The following is an 18,421-nucleotide window of genomic DNA, read 5'->3' on the forward strand; positions in this document are numbered from 1 at the left end:
TGTATGTAGCTGCGTAAAAAGGCCGGCAGACGAATCTGCCGACCAAAGAAATCTTATATTTTTTATTGTCCTCTTGACGGGGAGCAGTTCATACTTCATGCGGCAGCCTGTTCTTTAGTTATTCCTTTGCAATGATCCAGCTGTCATTCCTCCTTCTGGGAACGAAGGAAAAGCGTACGCAGTTCTTCTGCCGGATCTTTGTGCTGGAAAATGATATCGTAAATAGCCTGGGTGATGGGAAGCTCTACCTGCCATTGAGACGACAAATCCATGAGCGCTTCACAGGTATATACCCCTTCGGCTAATTTATGGAATGGTTTCTGCAGAATAAAATCTTCACCAAAACGGCGGTTATTGCTGTGCTGGGAAAAGAGTGTTGCTTCATAGTCCCCAAGATGGCTCAGTCCATATACGGTCATGGCACTGCCACCCATAGCGGCGATGAGATGGGATAATTCATGGGTACCCCGGGCCATAAGAGCACCTTTAAGACTGCTGTAATGAAATCCATCGAGCATGCCGGCAGCAATGCCATAGACATTTTTGGCAGCTGCGCCGATTTCCGTACCCAGTAGATCCGTTCCATAATAAAAGCGGATGAGAGAACTGCTGAAAATGTCGGCAATGCGCCGCGTCCGTTCTTTATTATCCGAGGCCATGACCATGCAGTTCGGCATGCCGGAAAGAAACTCCTGTACATGGCCGGGACCTACCCAGACGACGGTACGGACATCTTCTCCCAGTTCTTCTTTCATAACAGTAGAAAGCCGTTTACCGGATCCCTTTTCCAGTCCCTTCATGCATAGAACAAAGGGCATATGAGTCAGACGCGTAGCTCTGATTTGTTTTGCCAGACTGCGAAGCTGCTGGGCACTGATACTGATAATGACGATATCGGCACCAGCCAGGGCTGCTGTAAGATCTGCCGTGAGGGCAATGCCGAGAGGCAGATGAAGATATTCATTCTGACGCTGTGAAATGAGTTCTGCCAGATGGGGAGAACCGGGACGGCCCCAGAGCGTGACATTATGACCGATACGATGGGCATACCAGGCGTGGAAAGATCCCCAGCGGCCACAGCCTAAAACGGTAATATTCATAAAGAGAAAACCTCCGGATGATACAAGAATCAACAAACAGGATGTATTCCTGTGCGTTTATATTATACCATGAATCAGGAGCAGGATAAAATTAGGCAGACTAACAGGATTCATGATACAATACATATATCAAAATAATTCTGAATGGAGAAAGGAGTCCTTGTCATGAGTTTACATATTGAAGCCAGAGACGGAGAGATTGCAGACCGTATTTTACTTCCCGGAGACCCTTTGCGGGCAAAATATATCGCTGAAACATTTCTGGAAGGCGCCCGGTGTTTTAACCGCGTACGCAATATTCTGGGATATACAGGTACGTATAAAGGACAGCGCGTTTCTGTCATGGGAACGGGAATGGGAATCCCATCCATTTCTATTTATGTCCATGAACTCCTGGAAAGCTACGGAGTAAAGACCCTGATCCGCGTCGGTACGTGTGGCGCCATGCGGGAAGATATACAGCTGCGGGATGTCCTCATTGCCCAGGGGGCTACGACCGATTCATCCATTGTCCGCAATATTTTCGGCCCGTCTATCAACTATGCTCCTCTGGCTGATTTTGATCTGCTCCGCACGGCCTATGAAAAAGCCAGAGCCAACGACCTTTCCGTCCGCGTCGGCAATATCGTATCGGTAGACCGTTTTTATGATGAAGAAATCGATAATAAAAAACTCACCGATTATGGTATCATGGCTGTAGAAATGGAAACAGCCGCTCTGTATATCCTGGCAGCGAAATATAAAGCCCATGCCCTGGGGATTTTTACGGTCAGCGACCATCTCCTGACGGGGGATGCCTGCACGGCAGAAGAACGGCAGACTTCGTTCAATGACATGATCCGCATTGCCCTCGATACGGCAGTGAGCGAATGAAAAAATCCGTACGGCAGAAGGCAGCGATATGACCGTTTTACAGGATGACCTGATTTATGAAATTCTTTCCGTGGTCAGTGAAATACCGGAAGGCCGGGTCGCTTCTTACGGACAGATTGCACGGCTCATCGGCAGAGATAACAATGCCCGTCTGGTAGGAAAAGTCCTGAGTATGGCAGAATATTATGGCAGATATCCCTGCCACCGGGTTGTCAATAGTGCCGGCAGACTGGCACCTTCTTTTTCATCACAAAGGAAGCTTCTGGAAAAAGAGGGCGTTGCATTTAAGAAAAATGGCTGTGTGGATATGAAAACGTATCAATGGGATGAGGGTATGATTTGAACCAGACAGGTTACGCAAAAAAAGCGATGTATCTGTAATAGACGTTATTACAGGTACATCGCTTTTGTCATATCTTCTGTTTCAGAGTTTGGCGATGATAGCGTCGCGGTATTCTTCTGTTTTAGCTGTTCCCCCCAGATCCGGTGTGAGGCATTTCTTTTCAGCCAGCACCTCATCGACGGCACGGCGGATTGCTGAAGCCGTGTCTGTTTCTCCTATGTATTCGAGGAGCATGCAGGCCGACCAGAGAAGGGCTGTAGGATTGGCAATGTGTTTGCCGGCAATATCAGGAGCACTGCCATGGACGGCTTCGAACATAGCGTAGTCGCTGCCGATATTCATGGACGGAAGAAGACCCAGGCCGCCGATAAGGCCACTTGTCAGGTCGGAAATGATGTCGCCGTAAAGATTCGGCATGACCATGACATCGAAGTTTTCGGGATGCATGACCAACTGCATGCACGTGTTGTCTACGATTTTGTCATCACTTTCAATCTGGGGATATTCTTTGGCTATATCGCGGAAAATGGACAAGAACATGCCATCGCTGAGTTTCATGATATTGGCTTTGTGGACGCAGGTCACTTTATGACGATTATGGGACAGGGCGTACTCAAAAGCGGCGCGGATGATGCGGCTGCTGGCATGACGGGTAATGATTTTGATGGAATGCATTTCATCATCATTGATTTTTTCTTCTACGCCGGCATAGAGATCTTCTGTGTTTTCACGGAACGTCACCAGATTGACGTTGGGAAATGGCGTTTTGACGGCTGTGTTGGATTTTGCCGGGCGGATATTGGCAAAGAGATCGTATTTTTTGCGCAGCATGACATTAATGGAACGGAATCCTTTGCCGACCGGTGTGGTAATTGGCGATTTGAGCAGGATGTGCGTCTTTTCAAAGGACTGGAATGCGGCATCCGGCACGAGGGCACCGTGGCGTTCGTATTCAGCAGCACCTACGTTGAAAAATTCATAATCAAGAGGGGCTTTGGCAGCATTCAGGATGTCAATGACGGCATCGGTGATTTCCGGGCCAATGCCATCGCCTTTAAATACAGTAATCGTTTTCATCGTTATCGATCCTCCATAGGAATATATTCGCGGATTTCGCCGACATACTTGGCAGCCGGACGGACGATGCGGTCGTCATATTGTTTATGTTCGATATTATGAGCCAGCCAGCCGACGAAACGACTGATGACAAAGAGCGGCGTATACAGATCACGGGGAATCCCCAGAAGCTGATACGCAAAGCCGCTGTAGTAATCGACATTGCTGCACATGTGGGTTCCTTTGGCTTCGGAAAGAGTTTTTATGGCTACTTTTTCAAAGCGGCGGTAGAAATTGTATATTTCATCCATGCCTTTTTCTTTGGCAACGATGCCGCAGAAGTGGCGCATGATTTCGGCACGGGGATCGGACAGCGTATAAACGGCGTGACCGAATCCGTAGACCAGACCGCTGTGGTTCTTGAATTTCTTCTGCAGTATTTTATGTACGACATCTTCCATCTGGGCATCGGTCGCCTTGATACCGATGGCATCGATAATGCGTTCCATCATGATGGATACTTTGACATTGGCACCGCCGTGACGGGGCCCCTTGAGGGCTGCGATAGAAGCGGCCATGGCAGAATAGATGTCCGTATTGGTAGAAGACACGACGAGATTGGCAAAGGTCGAGTTGGTACCGCCGCCGTGATCGGCATGGAGAAAGAGGAGAATATCGAGAAGATGCGCTTCTTCTTCAGTAAATCTGCCGTCCAGGCGGAGCATGGAAAGGATATTCTGGGCCGTCGAGTAATCTTTACGGGGATAGTGGATGACCAGACTCTGCCGGTTGTAATAATGTACTTTGGACATATAGGCGTAGACGGCAATAGAGGGCAGTTTACTCATAATATTGAGGCCTTTGCGCAATGTCTGATAGACATCGATATTATCCGGATCGGGGTCATAATTGTACAATGTGATGAGTGCATGCTGTAATTTGTTCATCAGGTTCTTGCCGGGCAGACGCAGGAGATTCATTTCCAGAAATTCGTCAGGCAGGTCATAGCCGCTCTGCAGGACTTTACAGAAGGCATCGAGTTCTTCCCGTGTCGGCAGGTAGCCGAAAAGGAGAAGAAAACAGGCTTCCTCATAGAGAAAACCGTGATAATCTTCCCGTTCGATGAGAGTACGCACATCGATACCACGATAGTACAGGATGCCGTCACAATCTATTTTATGGCCTTCGGCGTCGCGTTTATAGCCGACGACATCGGCAACCCGGGTCAGACCGACTAATACGCCTGTATGGTCTTCATTACGCAGACCCCGTTTGACGCCAAACTTAGGGAACCATTCACGCGGAATCTGTGTGTAGTTTTGTGATTTGCCATAAAATTGCGCCAGATAAATATTCTTATCCATGAAATTCCTCTCTTTCCGATAACGGTATAAATAACGAAATGAAAACTTTTAAATATTTATCATTTTTTATATTTATACATTCATAGATTTACTCCGCCAAGCTCTCTGAGAGTATAAGTTATTATAGCATAATTACGGGAAAAGTAAAACGAATGGCGAAAATAATTTTCCCATTTCTGACACTAGGCAGGATAAGAATAATTATGATATAATATGGACGTAACGAATAATATTTTCAATATGTGAAAATTATTTACGTTCATTTCAATATCAGCAAACAAAAACAATTGTACAATAAGGGAGGAATCAAGGCGATGATAAAGCTATTTGACGGTGGTGCCTGGCTCATCCATGGGACAGAAGTCGTTCCGGAACAAGAAGAAAAAAAGGCAGAGGCTCTGGCAGGTCATGCTCTTTCTAAAAAAGAAGGGCAGAAGGGAACGATTGCCTATTCTATTTTAAAACAGCATAATACAGCTCCGGATATGGATCATCTGAAAATAAAATTTGATGCTATGGCTTCCCATGACATCACTTTTGTAGGGATTATCCAGACAGCCAAGGCATCAGGCATGACGAAGTTTCCACTGCCGTATGTCATGACCAATTGTCACAATTCTCTTTGTGCCGTCGGCGGTACGATCAATGAAGATGACCATCTTTTTGGATTATCAGCGGCTAAAAAATACGGCGGCATCTATGTACCGCCCCATATTGCCGTCATCCATCAGTATATGCGGGAAAAAATGGCCGGCTGCGGCCGCATGATTCTGGGCTCGGACAGCCATACACGGTACGGAGCCCTGGGAACGATGGCTATGGGGGAAGGCGGCGGTGAACTGGTCAAACAGCTCCTTTGCGATACCTATGACATTGCCTATCCCGGCGTCGTCGGCGTATATCTGACGGGCCGGCCCCGCCCCGGCGTAGGACCTCATGATATTGCTATTGCCATCGTCGGTGCTGTATTCAAAAATGGCTACGTAAAAAATAAGGTCATGGAATTTGTTGGTCCCGGCGTTGCTTCCATGACGACAGATTACCGTAACAGTGTCGATGTTATGACGACAGAAACGACCTGTCTGTCGTCCGTATGGCGTACCGATGATGACACGAAAGCCTACCTTACCCAGCACGGCCGGCCCGATGCATACAAAGAATTAAATCCGGCTGATGTGGCATATTATGATGGGTTTGTCGAAGTAAATCTTTCGACGATCAAGCCGATGATTGCCCTTCCATTCCATCCGAGCAATTCTTATGAAATCGATGAATTTAATCAGAATGCCGGTGATATTCTCCGGGAAGCAGAAAAACGGGCCCAGGAACTCATCGGGGACAGGGACATTCCCTTCAGTCTGACCGATAAACTCGTCGATGGCCGGCTCCATGTCCAGCAGGGCGTCATTGCCGGCTGTGCCGGAGGCAATTATGTCAATGTCATGGCAGCAGCGCATATACTGAAGAATGCATCGTGTGGCAATGGCGTATTTTCCCTCGATGTATATCCGTCCAGTCAGCCCGTTTATATGGATCTTGTCAAAAAAGGTGCTGTTTCAGAACTTCTGGCAGCTGGTGCTGTCTTTAAGACGGCTTTTTGTGGTCCCTGCTTTGGTGCTGGTGATACACCGGCCAATAACGCGCTCAGCATCCGTCATACGACGCGGAATTTCCCGAACCGTGAAGGCAGCAAGCCCGGTCAGGGACAGTTCGCTGCTGTGGCACTCATGGATGCCCGTTCTATTGCGGCAACCGCTGCCAATGGCGGTGTCCTCACATCAGCGGAAGCCTATGCCGATGACTATGAAGTACCGCCTTATGACTATGATGACAGTGCCTATGCAGCCCGTGTATACCACGGATTTGGCAAAGCAGAAACCGGTGCGGATCTCATTTATGGGCCGAATATCAAGGACTGGCCGGCTATGGAACCATTGGCCGATGATATCCTCCTCCGGGTATGTTCCAAAATTACCGATGCCGTCACGACGACAGACGAACTGATTCCGTCAGGAGAAACGAGTTCTTATCGTTCCAATCCCCTGGGTCTTGCTGAGTTTACCCTGTCCCGCCGCGATCCTGGTTACGTGGGACGGGCCAAAGACGTCCAGAAACTAGAACAGGCACGTCTTTCCGGACAATGCCCGGCAGGAGTGGACCCGGATATGAAAGGTGTGTACCAGACGATCAGCCAGCATTTCCCACAGACTTCGATGAAGACGACGGAAATCGGCAGCATGATTTACTGCACCCGTCCCGGTGACGGTTCTGCCCGTGAACAGGCTGCCAGCTGCCAGCGCGTCCTGGGAGGACTGGCCAATATATGCCAGGAATATGCAACCAAACGGTACCGTTCCAATGTCATGAACTGGGGGATGCTGCCGTTCCAGATGCGGGGAGAACCGGAATTTGAAGTAGGCGACTATATCTTTATTCCCGGTGTACGCCAGGCCCTTTCGGGCGACCTGCAGCATATCAGGGCTTACGTTGTCGGCTCATGGAAAGAACTGGATTTGTATATTGCGCCTATGACCGATACGGAAAAGGAAATCGTCAAAGCCGGATGCCTCATTAATTTCAATCGCAACCGCTGACATGTCCACAGAATCTGAGATTATTCCGTAAAATCTGAATCGAGAATCTGATTGCTGTATTTGGGCGCAATGGCATATTGCTTTTTCCAGGCACGGTAAAACGTGGAATAATGAGTGAAACCGCAATCGTAACATACGGTAGTGAGAGCCCGTCCCTCTTCGATGAGGTGACGGGCTTTTTGCAAACGTTTAGTAGTTATATACTGGCCGATAGAAAGTCCCGTTTCTTCTTTAAACAGATGCATGATGTAGTCCGGACTGAGAAAGCAGGCCCGGGCAATAGAAGAAATGGTCAGCTTTTCGGTCAGATGAGCAGCTATGTAATCCATGACCTGCACGATTTTTTCATTTTTTTTGTCCTGATGGACATAACCGATTTTTTTATCGTTGACAGCCTGGGTGAGATATATGAGGAATTCCGTAAAAATGGCCTCTTTCAGTATATCGCCGGCCGGCCCGCTGACGGACCAGGCCTGACGGAGCCGGCAGGCCGTGCTGTATACGCTGCCTGCTTCCTGATGCTGGCGCAGAATAGGCGAGGGAGTCTGAAATACAGGACGGACAGGGAAACCGCGGCGGGCAAAAGAATCTATGAAGGAAGGAGACAAATAAGCGATAATCCGTTCATAGACGTCATCGCCACTGATGACAGGACGATGAATCTGGCCAGCGGGAATGACGACGACATCGAAAGGTTGCAATACATAGGACGTGCCTTCAATATCATAGGTGACATGGCCCTGCAGAAACAGTGTGATTTTGTCGAAGTCATGATAATGATAGGGACAAGTCCAGGACTTTTTATCGCAGACATGGAACAGCCGGAATTTTTCGTAGAGATATCCTGTTTTTTCTGCCATCGGTTTCTCCTTTTTTACTAAAATTCACTCTTTGATTAAACAGAATTTGCAATATATAAAGCATTATTTACATATATTTGTCACTTTCGGTTATTGTATAATACTGCTTGTAAGATTTCAAGAAGAAATGAATGTGTCTATATAAAACTAGATAGAGTTTGGAGGTATATCCTATGAAATTTGTAAAAATGCATGGGTTAGGCAATGATTTTGTATTCCTGGAAGATAAAAACGGAGCAGATAAAGATTTTTCCGGACTTGCCAGAAAGATGTGTGCTCCTCATACGGGCATTGGCGCCGATGGCATCATCGTAATCGTCCCTAGTGATACAGCCGATGTACGCATGCGGATTATTAATGCCGATGGCAGTGAAGCGGAAATGTGCGGCAATGGCATCCGCTGCTTTGCCAAATATGTATATGATCATGGCATTATCCAGAAAAAAGAATTTGCTGTAGAAACACTGGCAGGCATTATGAAACCGAAAGTAACCGTAGGGGATGACGGCAAAGTCAGCCTGGTCACCATCAATATGGGAAAACCCTTTACGGACCGTGCCCAGATTCCTATGGAAGGCCCGGCAGGCCCTGTCATTGACGAACCTGTCGAAATCGATGGAAAAACCTATCGTATTACCAGTCTTCTCATGGGCGTACCCCACACGATGACTTATGTCAAAGATGTAGACGCTGTCAATCTTCCTGAACTGGGACCTAAATTTGAAACGTATAAAGCCTTTCCCCGCAAGACGAACATGAATTTCGTACAGGTCATAGATGATCATACGATCAAAGTCCATACGTGGGAACGCGGAGCTGGTGCCACCCTGGCCTGCGGAACCGGTTCCTGTGCCTGCGCTGTCGGTTCGTTCCTCAATGGCTTTACGGGACGCAGCGTCGATGTCCAGTTGTATCTCGGTACTCTTCATATCGAATACAATGAAGAAGACGGCAACGTATATATGACCGGTCCGGCTGCTGTTACCTTTACCGGTGAATGGCTGGAAGACTGAAAACTATAGAAGAAATGAAAGGGCTGTCCTGGAGACGGCTCTTTTTTTCGTGTCACCGGAGCAGTAAATATGCTATACTAGAAAAGAATGCCAGTAAGGTTTTCTGTCAGATATAACCGATATGCGAAGGGATGTGTGCCTATGAACTATATATGTGCCGATATCCGTACGGATATGATTGTTTATAGTCTGGCTGACGAAAGGGGAACGTTGTCAGACTCCAAAGGAATCCCTGTAACGGAGAAAGACTGGAAGTCGGTAGTGCAGGCACTTCATTCTATAGTCCGTTCTTATGACGGAGAAGAAAAACTGGACGGACTGGCTCTGTCGGTTCCCTGTCTGGTCGAACCGGGAGAAGGTATCATCCTTTCCGGAGAGGAACAGGGTCAGGACTATCATCTGGCAGAATCGGTGACGGCAGCCTGCGGACTCCCGTGCAGTGTGGAAAATACGGTCAAATGCACGGCTCTGGGGGAATACTGGCTCGGTGCCGGACAGCGGTCCCATCTGCTGTTCTGCCTGAGCATGGGAAACCGTATCAGCGGTGCTGCTGTCATCGATGGATGTATACTCCATGGTGCTTCTTTCAGCGCCGGAGAAATCGGTTATATGAAAATCGGTTCTTCCGTGACCTTTGGCGAAGCCGCCTCCATACAAGCCCTTCTTCAGAATGTCGCTGCAGCCCGGCAGGTTCCGGCATCCTCGCTGGATGAGAAAAAGCTGTTCCGTCAGGCAAAAAGCGGTGATGCTGTGGCAGTCATGGCAATCCGCCGCCTTGTCGATCATATGGCTGCCGGGATTGCCAATATCTGCTATCTTTACAATCCCGATATGGTCATCATCAGCGGCAGTCTGGCGGCCCAGATGCGGTATGTCCGGCCCCTTCTCATGGGAGAACTCAAAAAAAGACTCCGACCCATGGTATATGAACATACGCGCGTCACCTTTGCTCATCTGGGAGAAACGGCAGCCCTGACCGGCGCACTATATTGGTTATTACAGAAAGTACGTCACCATGATATATAAAGAACCTGTAGAAATTGGATATTTTATCAGCCGGCCCAACCGGTTCATCGCCTTTGTTTCTATCCATGGCAGAGAAGAACGCTGTCATATGCCGAATCCGGGACGGATGTGGGAATTGTTGTACCCGGGTACGAAGCTCTATGTCCGGCACAGTGCCAAGCCGGGACGGCGGACGGCCTGGGATGTAGTGGGAGTGGAGCGGGACGGCGTGCCCATCCTCCTCGATACCCAGTATAACAACGATACGGCGGCCCGCCTGATTGCAGAAAAAAAGATTCCGGGATGGGAAGACTGGCAGCTCCTGCGCCGGGAAGTTACCGTCGGGGACAGCCGGTTTGATCTGCTTCTGGGACGGGGAAAAGAATTATTTTATGTAGAAGTCAAATCGTGTACTCTGTTCAGTCGCACGGGGGCTATGTTTCCTGACGCAGTCACGGCACGGGGACGCAAACATATCCTGGAACTGGCGGCCATGCACCGTCAGGGCATTCATACGGGACTGTTGTTTCTTGTACACTGGGACCGGGCCCGCTGGTTCCTGCCCGATTATCATACAGATCCCGATTTTGCCTCGGCGTTCATGGAAGCTGCGCCGGATCTGGACTGGAAGGCGCTGGCTCTTTCGTGGGACCCGTCCTTTACGGAACCGTCACCGGCACGACTTCTTTCCTATCCTGAAGACGTTCTTATAAGGGAACATCATGACTGTGGCGATTATCTCTTTGTCATGCATCTGAAAGAGACGGAAGACATTGTCATCGGGGCCAGAGGCAGCCTGCATTTTCCAGCCGGATATTACGTGTATACGGGATCAGCCCGGAAACATCTTACTGCCCGTCTGGCCCGTCATCAGCGGCGCCGCAAGAACATGCACTGGCATATCGATTATCTGCGTCAGTATGCTGATGTTGTTGCGGCCATTCCCATACGGACGACTCAGGACCTGGAGCATGATCTGGCTCATGCCGTCGATAGTATTGCCATGTGGCGGATAGAAGGCTTTGGTTGTACCGATTGTGACTGCGCCAGTCATTTATTTGGCTTTTCAGAAAATCCCGTCCATCTGCCTTCCTTCATTCAGATCGTCGAAGATTTCCGCATGAACCGTCTGGATGACGAGATATATGCCGGTATTTGAATTACAGTTATAGAATTATATTCTAAAAATATAGAAGCCGTGGCAAAAAAGGCTGGCCACGGCTTATTTCTATGGTATAATAAATACTAATCTAATGTAAATACAGGGGGTATATAAAACATGGAAAGAGCAGAAGCACTAGCTTTACTTCGCAAATATAACGGGGAACCGTTCCATATCATGCATGGCCTTACCGTCGAAGGTGTCATGCGCTGGTATGCCAAGGAACTGGGATACGGCGATGACGTCGATTTCTGGGGGCTCGTAGGACTGCTCCATGATATTGATTTTGAAAAATATCCGGAACAGCATTGCAAAAAGGCGCCGGAACTCCTCGCTGAAATCCATGCCGATGATAAACTGATCCACGGTGTCGTCAGCCATGGATACGGCCTGACTGTCGATGTCAAACCGGAACATATGATGGAAAAGGTGCTTTACGCTGCAGACGAACTGACTGGCCTTATCTGGGCCGCTGCCAAGATGCGTCCATCGAAAAGCACAAAAGATATGGAAGTCAAAAGCCTGAAAAAGAAATTCAAAGACAAACGGTTTGCCGCCGGCTGTTCCCGGGACGTCATCAAAAACGGTGCAGAAATGCTGGGCTGGGATTTGAATGACCTCTTTGAAAAAACGATTCTGGCTATGCGTTCCTGCGAAGATTCGGCACGGAAAGAATGTCTGGAACTGACAGGGGTAGAAGAATAAAAATCGTTCAGGAGACCGCCTGATGGATTGTCATCGGGCAGTCTCCTTTTTCATTCACTGTAATCCGGTACAGGCAGTGTCTTCAGGAAATAATACGAAGGCAGGGTTGCCAGCCGTTTGTCTTTTTCACAATCTTCATCAAAAATAGCAAAGAAAGAAGCCCGCACGTTTACATTTTCCAATACGTTGTGGATGGCAATAAGGGTCTTGCCTGTGCTCGACACGTCGTCGAGGACCAGGACTTGTTTTCCTTCCATCATCCGTGCCTTATCTTCTGTCAGATACAGGTGTTCCAGTCCGTTATGGGTGCGTGACTGATAGGTGCCGCTCCAGAACGGATGCTGTTCCTCATCAGCAGATAAGGATTTGCGGAGCATAATGACCTGGCAGCCATTCATAAAGGCCAGCTGTGTTGCCAGCGTAATGCAACGGCATTCGGGCGTTACGATGATATCGATATGATTGCTGATATTGTGGTTCATGTAACGGTTGGCTTCCACTGCGGCATCATGCATCAAATATGGGTTATGTATAAAATCGACCTTGATCAGGCTGCTGCCGCCGGCTCCCTGGCAGACAGGCAGCGTATATACGTGATGGTTAAATTCTACTTTATAGGTTGATTCAGGCGATGGGGCCATATTCTATCACCTCCCTGGGACACTACACACATTAAGTATACATTTTTTTAAATAATTATGCTATAGAAATGATAAAATTTATAGCATTTATTTTTTATATGTCCTATAATAAAAATATACTATAACAATCGCTGGCACAGATACAGGAAATCACTGCGGAAAGGACCGTATGAAACAGAAAAAGATTTTTGGATTTGACTATACAAACAACGAGTACATGAAATTGTTCATGTATCTTCTGGTCGGCGGCAGCGCGGCTCTCCTGGAATGGGGGCTGTTCTATCTGATTTTCCAGGCCCTGACCGGAGCATCCGTGTTTTCTCTGCAGACGCAGAATGTACTGGCAGCGACGACCTTGGCTTTTGCCATTTCGACATTGTACCACTATATTCTCTGTAACGTCTTTGTGTTTGACAGTGGCAGCCGCTATCAGCGCGGTGCGGAAATTTCTCTCGTATTTCTCGTCAGTGTCATCGGACTGGGGTGGAACCTGCTTCTCATGTGGATTTTCACATCGCCGTCCATCCTGGGACTGCCGCCGCTTCCGGCAAAAATCATGGCCAGCGCTATTGTGACCGTATGGAATTATTTGTCACGTAAAAAATGGATTTTTAAATAAAAAAAGGGGATGGGGTTATGGAAAAAGAGCAGCGTGTATTAGATATCCTGAAAGAAATGATTGCCATCGACAGTGAAACAAATACGGCCAAGGAAGTCGATATGGAAAAGTATCTGCAGAAAAAACTGTCCTCCATGGGAGATATGGTAAAGGTCAGTCTCATGCGTGTCCCCAACGATCCGGCCGGCCGGTCTGTCGTCTGCGGGTTTATACCGGGGCGGAAAAAAGACACGGTCATTTTCCTCAATCATCACGATGTCGTCGGTACAGAGGCGTATGGCATCCTGCGGGATGATGCCTTTTCTCCGGACAGACTACTGCAGGAACTGATACAGTTTGAAAAAGACGAATCCGTCCTTTCCGACTTAAAGAGCGGCGAATGGATGGTCGGACGCGGTTCCTGCGATATGAAGGGCGGAGCGGCAGCCCAGCTGGCGGTATTCGAAGAATATGCGGCCCAGGGGGGCGGTGAAGCCGGACTGCTTTTTGTCTCCCTGCCTGACGAAGAATCGTACTCGACGGGAATGCGGACAGCAGTGCCTGTATTGAAGGAACTGCGTGATACGTATGGACTCATTTACCGCGTCCTCATCAATAGTGAACCAAACGAAAAAGAAAACGGGAAAATCGTGGCTTTTACTGGTTCAGTAGGAAAGCTCCTGCCTGTTGTCATCGTACAGGGAAAATCAGTTCATGTAGGCAATTATCAGCAGGGAATCAATCCGCTGGGGGTGTTGTCACGTATCGTAGCGGAAACAGAAGGAGATGCGTCTCTGGCCGATACCTGTGGTGACGAAATGACGCCGCCGCCGGCCTGGATTTTTCAGCGGGACCGCAAAGACAAATATGACGTATCCCTGCCGCACCGGGCTGCTGCCTGTGCCAATTTCATGACCTATACGAAGACACCGGAGGACGTCATGTATCTGCTGAGAAATGTGGCCCAGAAAGCCGTTGCAGACGCCCTGAGCCATACCGGTCCCGGCCTTTCGATGGAAGTCATGACCAGTGCCGAACTGCTGAAACGGGCGGAAGACTATCCGGGATTTGATGTATTCTATGAAAATGCCAAAAACAACAGTTTTATCCGCTTTCAGAAAGGAGAAACGTCTTACGCCCAGGAAACGATACGCCTGATAGAAGCCGTCCTCGATTTTACGGGCATGAATCAGCCTATGGTCATCATTACCTTTGCCCCGCCATATTATCCGGCAGCAGATAGTCTGATTCTCCATGATGGGCGGTACGACGGGCTGCGGCAGGTCATCGGGGAAATGACGGATATCCGCTATGACCATTATTTCAACGGTGTCTCCGACTGCAGCTATTGCTGTGTCGATCCGAATCTGGATGAATCACTGCTGGAACATAATTTACCTCTGTGGGGAAAGTCCTATGGATTTGATTTCAGCGCTATGGAAGAAATGCAGATACCCTTCCTGCTCCTGGGGCCATGGGGAAAAGACCTGCATGAACGGACTGAACGGGTCAATATAGACAGTGTATCCTCCCGGCTTCCTAATGTATTGCGTAAGGTTATAAGCTATGTAGGCGAAACGGCAGAATAGAGCAAACCGTAATTCTTTTTTATTGTACTTTCTAGAAAATTGTAACAAAACTGTAACAATCAAGTGGTAGTATAAAGACGTAACAAAGGTCCGTAATGATTTTTTATTAGAAATTGTTATGAATCAATGATGCATTTATTTATGAAAGCGTGGGATACTTATGATGAAAAAGAAAGTATTGGCACTCGTTGCTGCGGCAGCGTGCGTATCTTCGTTTGCGTTTGCAACTCCGCAGACACAGTTTGAACAGGGCCAGTGGCAGATCGACCTCGGCGCCTGGAATCCGAAGGCTGAAGTAGATTCTTCCAACTGGTATAATGGCAGTGGAGATGTAAGCTCTGATTCCAAATGGAATTTCCAGGGCGGTCTTTCTTATGCTTTTACGGACAAATTGGCCTTGCAGTATAACTACTATGGCCTGAAAACTGAAGGCAATCATGAAACAGCAGGTTATAAGACAGATGGCGACGAACACGAAGTCAACCTCGTCTATGGCCTTAACAAGAACTTTGCTGTATTCGCCGGCTGGAACCGTATCAATAACGACCTCGGCGGTTGGAGCGATACCAATAACGTTGCTCAGATCGGCCTTATCGCCAAAGCTCCGCTTGCCAAGAATTTCGACATCTATGCTAAAGGCGCTCTCGGCACGAAGAACACTTCTATGTGGGAAGCAGGCCTCGGCTACAGCATTACGCCGGACCTCGACATCAGCGCCGGTTACCGTTACCTCAACACGAAACTGGCTGACAAAGGTGAAATCGGCCTGAAAGACGATGCCAACATTTCCTATAAAGGCTTTATCGCCGGCCTGTCCTATCGTTTCGGTGGCGGCCACAAAGCAGCTCCGGTAGAAGAAGCTCCGGCTCCTGTCTATGAAGCTCCGGCTCCGGCTCCCGTAGAAGCTCCGCATGTATATAATGATTACTATCTCGACAGCATCCACTTCGGATTCGACGAAGATCAGCCGCTTGCTTCTGAACAGGGCAAACTCGACAACTTCGTATCCGTTGCCAAAGCCAACCCGACAGAACAGTTCAAACTGACAGGTAATACAGACTCCAAGGGCAGCGATGCATACAACACGGATCTTTCCAAACGCCGTGTAGATAATGTAGCTCAGTATGCTGTCAATAATGGCGTACCGGCTTCTCAGATGATCCTGGATTACAAATCCTTCCATGATCCTGTAGCCAGCAACGATACCGATCAGGGCCGTGCTGACAACCGCCGTGTTGATATCTGGGAACATAAATAAGAATAAGATGTATAAAAAGGCCTGCCTTATGAGACGGGCCTTTTTTATACCGGTTTTACAATGTAAAAATGCTTGCTATTTTTCCATTTATACGATATAATTACATAGCTAACAGAATAAAAGTACTGGTGCGTGGCAATCCGTTGGGACTTGTGCAATGGGAACCTATGAACCTCGTCAGGTCCGAGAGGAAGCAGCGATAAGTAGTCATTTCCATGTGCCATGAGGCAACCTGACGGGTTGTCATACACGAGTACTTTTCAGTTGGTCAAAGCAGCTATGCCGTTAGCTGCTTTTTTTTACATCTTTCCGAAAGGACTATCATGGCATATATCGCGCTATATCGTAAATGGCGTCCTAAGACCTTCGAAGACGTAGTGGGCCAGCGCCAGATTACGGAAACCCTGCAAAAAGCAATAGATACGGATAAAGTAGCCCATGCCTACCTGTTTTCCGGTCCCCGTGGCACAGGCAAGACCAGTACGGCTAAAATCTTTGCCCGGGCCATGAATTGCGTTCATGGGCCGACGTCCCATCCATGCAATACGTGCGATGTATGCCGTCATATCCTTGCCGGGGAATCCCTTGATGTCGTAGAAATCGACGCGGCATCCAACCGCAGCATCGAAGATATACGAAACTTGCGGGAAACAATCAAATTCATGCCAGCAGAAGGCCGGAAGAAGATTTACATTATTGATGAAGTGCATATGCTGACGACAGAAGCATTTAATGCCCTTCTCAAGACTCTGGAAGAACCGCCGGCCCATGTCATCTTCATCCTGGCTACGACAGAGCCGGAAAAAATCCCGATGACCATCCTGTCCCGCTGCCAGCGCTATGAATTCCGCCGCATTACCAGTCATGACATAGCAGAACGGATTCTCTACATAGCTGATCAGGAGCACATTGATATTACCAGAGGGGCTGCCCATATCCTTTCGGTGCAGGCTGACGGAGGTATGCGCGATGCCCTGAGCCTTCTGGACCAGTGTGTAAGTAATGCCGATGGGACCATCAATGAAACGCTGGTCCGCAATCTACTGGGACTGGTGGGCAGAGACTGGCTGTTTTCCTTGGCCGATGCCGTATTTTCCCATAAAGGGGACGTCATCATCAGTGCTGTCGATGATATAGTCCGTATGGGAAAAGAGCCCCGGGTCATACTGACAGAACTATTGGAACACCTGCGGGCACTCATGCTGTATCAGGCAGCGCCCAAATCGGATACACTTTCGGCTTATGCTGATTCGATGAAAGAACTGGCAGCCCAGGCAGAACGGGTCGAACCGGGACAGGTCTTCCGCATTCTCGGCGTACTTCAGGAAGCGCTCATGACGGCTAAAAATTCGCCGGCCCCGCGCGTTGCCGTGGAAATGGGGCTGCTCATGGCAAGCCAGGGCGGGACGGCCAGTACTCATGCCGGTTCGGAACCTTCGGCAGATGCGGCGCAGATCCAGGCACTGACAGACCGGGTGACACGGCTTGAACAAGCGTTGTCCCGGATCCGGATGCCATCGGGAAATGTCAAAAAAGAAACGGAAGAGATTCCGTTGCCAGACGATGAATTTTCCAGTTCCGGAGCATTGCCGGACGAACCGTATGACGATGCCGGATTTTTCAAGGCGCCTCCAGAAAGGATGTCTCCTGTTCCATCCGTACAGGAAAAGGAACCTTCTGTAAAAGTGGAACAGTCCGTACCAGATACTCCGCCGGTACAGGCCGCTCCTTCCCGTACATCCCATAATACCTCAGCGGAAACGGCTCCATCCCATCCGGTACAGGTACCGGAAAATTATGATGCAATCTGGAAACAGGTCTGCCAGATACTGGAAAAGAAGAAGAAGATGCAGGTCGTATCCTGTATACGACTGGGCAAGGTCATATATATTGGAGAAACAGAAGTTATCCTGGTATTAAAATCGGCCTTTATGGTCAAGAGGGCCAACCGGGAAGATTACTATAAATATGTCGATGAAGCCCTGGCCGGTATCCTGGGCAGAGGCTATCATATGCGGGCCTATCAGGAAGGAGATCCCGAACTGGCAGGCTACGAAAAAAAAAACAGTGAAATCACGGTGACCCGATCTCCCGCTTCTCCGGAAAAAACGGAATCACATGCAGTATCCGTTCCGGAAGAAGAGGCGGCCATGGAACCGGTGGCTCCCGGGGACATCCCTCCGGCAGCGCGCCAGGTTCTGGAACCGGTGCTCCAGAAGCTGGGAGACTGTCATATATATATAGAAACTAAAAAATAAGC

The 18,421-nt window shown here is 48.7% G+C and carries 16 protein-coding genes and 1 other RNA gene; 12 read left to right on the plus strand and 5 right to left on the minus strand.

Annotated elements, in window-relative coordinates; all coding sequences use genetic code 11:
• Nucleotides 1-143: 143 nt before the first annotated feature.
• On the minus strand, nucleotides 144-1,100 hold the full coding sequence (locus DW949_RS11460; protein ID WP_118023351.1) for an NAD(P)H-dependent glycerol-3-phosphate dehydrogenase: 957 nt from the start codon (nucleotides 1,098-1,100) through the stop codon (nucleotides 144-146).
• A gap of 165 nt (nucleotides 1,101-1,265) precedes the next feature.
• On the opposite strand from DW949_RS11460, the gene deoD reads away from it, so the two are divergent.
• Together deoD and DW949_RS11470 are read left to right on the plus strand one after the other, a co-directional pair.
• Entirely contained in the window at nucleotides 1,266-1,973 is a 708-nt protein-coding gene (gene deoD / locus DW949_RS11465) for a purine-nucleoside phosphorylase (protein WP_118023352.1), read from the plus strand.
• A 28-nt stretch (nucleotides 1,974-2,001) separates the two neighbouring features.
• Nucleotides 2,002-2,316 (plus strand): MGMT family protein, encoded by a 315-nt coding sequence (locus DW949_RS11470; protein ID WP_118023353.1) that lies wholly within the window; start codon nucleotides 2,002-2,004, stop codon nucleotides 2,314-2,316.
• Nucleotides 2,317-2,397: 81 nt separating this feature from the next.
• Here DW949_RS11470 and DW949_RS11475 read toward each other — a convergent pair whose 3' ends face one another.
• A complete protein-coding gene (locus DW949_RS11475) occupies nucleotides 2,398-3,393 on the minus strand; it encodes an isocitrate/isopropylmalate dehydrogenase family protein (RefSeq protein ID WP_118023354.1) in 996 nt (331 codons plus the stop codon).
• Nucleotides 3,394-3,395: 2 nt separating this feature from the next.
• A complete protein-coding gene (locus tag DW949_RS11480; protein WP_118023355.1) occupies nucleotides 3,396-4,736 on the minus strand; it encodes a citrate synthase in 1,341 nt (446 codons plus the stop codon).
• A gap of 314 nt (nucleotides 4,737-5,050) precedes the next feature.
• On the opposite strand from DW949_RS11480, the gene DW949_RS11485 reads away from it, so the two are divergent.
• Nucleotides 5,051-7,330 (plus strand): hydratase, encoded by a 2,280-nt coding sequence (locus DW949_RS11485; RefSeq protein WP_118023356.1) that lies wholly within the window; start codon nucleotides 5,051-5,053, stop codon nucleotides 7,328-7,330.
• 20 nt (nucleotides 7,331-7,350) lie between these two features.
• Here the strand turns inward: DW949_RS11485 and DW949_RS11490 are convergent, their stop codons facing one another.
• Entirely contained in the window at nucleotides 7,351-8,190 is an 840-nt protein-coding gene (locus DW949_RS11490; RefSeq protein WP_118023357.1) for an AraC family transcriptional regulator, read from the minus strand.
• A 173-nt stretch (nucleotides 8,191-8,363) separates the two neighbouring features.
• On the opposite strand from DW949_RS11490, the gene dapF reads away from it, so the two are divergent.
• The 4 genes from dapF (at nucleotide 8,364) to DW949_RS11510 (ending at nucleotide 12,075) form a co-directional block, all read left to right on the plus strand.
• Nucleotides 8,364-9,203: a diaminopimelate epimerase gene (dapF, locus tag DW949_RS11495; protein ID WP_118023358.1), complete on the plus strand. Its 840-nt coding sequence runs from the start codon at nucleotides 8,364-8,366 to the stop codon at nucleotides 9,201-9,203.
• A 141-nt stretch (nucleotides 9,204-9,344) separates the two neighbouring features.
• On the plus strand, nucleotides 9,345-10,229 hold the full coding sequence (locus DW949_RS11500; protein ID WP_158570682.1) for an ROK family protein: 885 nt from the start codon (nucleotides 9,345-9,347) through the stop codon (nucleotides 10,227-10,229).
• Nucleotides 10,219-11,367 (plus strand): DNA/RNA nuclease SfsA, encoded by a 1,149-nt coding sequence (gene sfsA / locus DW949_RS11505; protein WP_118023360.1) that lies wholly within the window; start codon nucleotides 10,219-10,221, stop codon nucleotides 11,365-11,367. Before DW949_RS11500 ends, sfsA begins: the two co-directional genes overlap by 11 nt.
• Nucleotides 11,368-11,487: 120 nt before the next feature.
• Nucleotides 11,488-12,075, plus strand: coding sequence for a hydrolase (locus DW949_RS11510; RefSeq protein WP_118023361.1), 588 nt, complete (start codon nucleotides 11,488-11,490; stop codon nucleotides 12,073-12,075).
• A 50-nt stretch (nucleotides 12,076-12,125) separates the two neighbouring features.
• Here DW949_RS11510 and DW949_RS11515 read toward each other — a convergent pair whose 3' ends face one another.
• Nucleotides 12,126-12,716: a phosphoribosyltransferase family protein gene (locus DW949_RS11515; protein ID WP_118023362.1), complete on the minus strand. Its 591-nt coding sequence runs from the start codon at nucleotides 12,714-12,716 to the stop codon at nucleotides 12,126-12,128.
• Nucleotides 12,717-12,885: 169 nt separating this feature from the next.
• On the opposite strand from DW949_RS11515, the gene DW949_RS11520 reads away from it, so the two are divergent.
• The 5 genes from DW949_RS11520 to dnaX all read left to right on the plus strand — a co-directional run bounded on the left by DW949_RS11520 (nucleotide 12,886) and on the right by dnaX (nucleotide 18,419).
• Complete coding sequence (locus DW949_RS11520; protein WP_118023363.1) at nucleotides 12,886-13,335, plus strand: GtrA family protein; 450 nt, start codon at nucleotides 12,886-12,888, stop codon at nucleotides 13,333-13,335.
• A gap of 17 nt (nucleotides 13,336-13,352) precedes the next feature.
• Nucleotides 13,353-14,903, plus strand: coding sequence for a M20/M25/M40 family metallo-hydrolase (locus DW949_RS11525; protein ID WP_118023364.1), 1,551 nt, complete (start codon nucleotides 13,353-13,355; stop codon nucleotides 14,901-14,903).
• Between the two features lie 160 nt (nucleotides 14,904-15,063).
• Entirely contained in the window at nucleotides 15,064-16,161 is a 1,098-nt protein-coding gene (locus tag DW949_RS11530) for an OmpA family protein (protein WP_118023365.1), read from the plus strand.
• Between the two features lie 53 nt (nucleotides 16,162-16,214).
• An RNA gene (gene ffs, locus DW949_RS11535) (signal recognition particle sRNA large type) lies at nucleotides 16,215-16,434 on the plus strand.
• A gap of 50 nt (nucleotides 16,435-16,484) precedes the next feature.
• Nucleotides 16,485-18,419 (plus strand): DNA polymerase III subunit gamma/tau, encoded by a 1,935-nt coding sequence (gene dnaX, locus DW949_RS11540; protein WP_118023366.1) that lies wholly within the window; start codon nucleotides 16,485-16,487, stop codon nucleotides 18,417-18,419.
• The last annotated feature ends 2 nt before the right edge of the window (nucleotides 18,420-18,421 follow it).

The sequence above is a fragment of the Megasphaera sp. AM44-1BH genome, from assembly GCF_003467125.1.
Classification (GTDB): domain Bacteria; phylum Bacillota; class Negativicutes; order Veillonellales; family Megasphaeraceae; genus Megasphaera.

Bases quoted from the DNA above. Each gene is read 5' to 3' on its own strand.
- DW949_RS11520 (WP_118023363.1), top strand. From the start codon at position 12,886: ATGAAACAGAAAAAGATTTTTGGATTTGACTATACAAACAACGAGTAC.
- dnaX (WP_118023366.1), top strand. From the start codon at position 16,485: ATGGCATATATCGCGCTATATCGTAAATGGCGTCCTAAGACCTTCGAA.
- DW949_RS11530 (WP_118023365.1), top strand. From the start codon at position 15,064: ATGATGAAAAAGAAAGTATTGGCACTCGTTGCTGCGGCAGCGTGCGTA.
- dapF (WP_118023358.1), top strand. From the start codon at position 8,364: ATGAAATTTGTAAAAATGCATGGGTTAGGCAATGATTTTGTATTCCTG.
- DW949_RS11490 (WP_118023357.1), bottom strand. From the start codon at position 8,190: ATGGCAGAAAAAACAGGATATCTCTACGAAAAATTCCGGCTGTTCCAT.
- DW949_RS11515 (WP_118023362.1), bottom strand. From the start codon at position 12,716: ATGGCCCCATCGCCTGAATCAACCTATAAAGTAGAATTTAACCATCAC.
- deoD (WP_118023352.1), top strand. From the start codon at position 1,266: ATGAGTTTACATATTGAAGCCAGAGACGGAGAGATTGCAGACCGTATT.
- sfsA (WP_118023360.1), top strand. From the start codon at position 10,219: ATGATATATAAAGAACCTGTAGAAATTGGATATTTTATCAGCCGGCCC.
- DW949_RS11500 (WP_158570682.1), top strand. From the start codon at position 9,345: ATGAACTATATATGTGCCGATATCCGTACGGATATGATTGTTTATAGT.
- DW949_RS11475 (WP_118023354.1), bottom strand. From the start codon at position 3,393: ATGAAAACGATTACTGTATTTAAAGGCGATGGCATTGGCCCGGAAATC.
- DW949_RS11485 (WP_118023356.1), top strand. From the start codon at position 5,051: ATGATAAAGCTATTTGACGGTGGTGCCTGGCTCATCCATGGGACAGAA.
- DW949_RS11525 (WP_118023364.1), top strand. From the start codon at position 13,353: ATGGAAAAAGAGCAGCGTGTATTAGATATCCTGAAAGAAATGATTGCC.
- DW949_RS11480 (WP_118023355.1), bottom strand. From the start codon at position 4,736: ATGGATAAGAATATTTATCTGGCGCAATTTTATGGCAAATCACAAAAC.
- DW949_RS11460 (WP_118023351.1), bottom strand. From the start codon at position 1,100: ATGAATATTACCGTTTTAGGCTGTGGCCGCTGGGGATCTTTCCACGCC.
- DW949_RS11510 (WP_118023361.1), top strand. From the start codon at position 11,488: ATGGAAAGAGCAGAAGCACTAGCTTTACTTCGCAAATATAACGGGGAA.
- DW949_RS11470 (WP_118023353.1), top strand. From the start codon at position 2,002: ATGACCGTTTTACAGGATGACCTGATTTATGAAATTCTTTCCGTGGTC.